This window comes from bacterium, from assembly GCA_024228115.1.
Lineage (GTDB): Bacteria > Myxococcota_A > UBA9160 > UBA9160 > UBA6930.
Genome location: JAAETT010000006.1, coordinates 1 through 1,105, shown reverse-complemented (window position 1 = coordinate 1,105; position 1,105 = coordinate 1). Strand labels below are relative to the sequence as shown.

Annotated in this window: 1 protein-coding gene; it reads left to right on the top strand. The window is 63.2% G+C overall.

All coding sequences use genetic code 11. From position 1 onward, the window contains the following. Nucleotides 1-392: 392 nt before the first annotated feature. A complete protein-coding gene (locus GY937_00200) occupies nt 393-836 on the top strand; it encodes a PEP-CTERM sorting domain-containing protein (GenBank protein MCP5055126.1) in 444 nt (147 codons plus the stop codon). The last annotated feature ends 269 nt before the right edge of the window (nt 837-1,105 follow it).

Sequence of the window (1,105 nt, the reverse complement as noted above, 5' to 3'; positions counted from 1 at the left end):
TGTACTTTGGGCCGACAACACCCCCCGGGGGAGGCGAAGGACTGATCGCCACCATTGCAACCCATTGGGCGTTCTGCACTGCGCGATCGGCGCGGAACCCTTCCCCTACCACCGTCTGACAGCGAAGCGAACCGGATAGGCAGAGGAATTCCTATCCGCCGTTGTTGCATGCCCCGCTGGCGCACTGGTTGTTGGCGATGCACGTGTTTCCATTGGGGATTCCGCCGCAGAACCCGAGCAAGCACGCGGACCGGCGACACGTCACAACGCGGGCTGGGGAACTCCGCCCCACCCGCCCCTCGGACGAATTCGCGTCTTTGGCGACATTTCAGGGCTTCTCGAACCACTCATAGGTGGAGAAACCGTGCGCTGACTTGAGGGGTTCGTCGAAAATGAAGACCAAATTGTTCGGAGTGGTAGCGGCCATCGTCTTGTTGTGTTCGCCGAACGTTGCAGGCGCAACACCTGTCTTTGAGACGACCGGTTGGATCGTGGGAACGACCGGGCTGAACTTCGAGTTCGACGCGGACACGGCCCCGTATACCTATTCGGTGACGCTCGCCGACTTGAGCACAGACCCTTTCTTCGGGTTTGATTTCCTGTTCCTCTCGATCACGACGGCGACCGGAACCGTGAACAGCATCACTGGCCCCGGGAGCTTCAGCTTCACGGCCACACCCGGTGAGACCTACTTCGCCAATGTCTTCGGAACCGGTGGCGGCACAGCGGGAGCCGGTCTCTTCGGCTTGGAAGTGGTCCCCGAGCCCGGGACGACTGCCCTGCTCGCTCTCGGCGTGGCCTGCCTCGCGCTGGGAAGGCGGCGGCTCTCGGTGTAGGGCGCCTGAGCGGCGCCGGTTGCAATCGGGTTGGCCGCAGGGTTGGCTGCGGTCGCACTCGCCATCGTCGCCACCCCCGCGCGGTTTGACACAGCGCTCGTACTCGGACTTTGAGCGGAAACCCAGCTTGTAGAGTAGCCCGGGGCAGTCGCCTACCCCGGGCCCTCGCCAGATCCGGACAAGGAGATTTCCACCATCCGGCTCCTCCGTGAATGAGTCTTGTGGCTACGTACCCCAGAGCGAGACCATGATCCGGGGTCTGGGGAGCG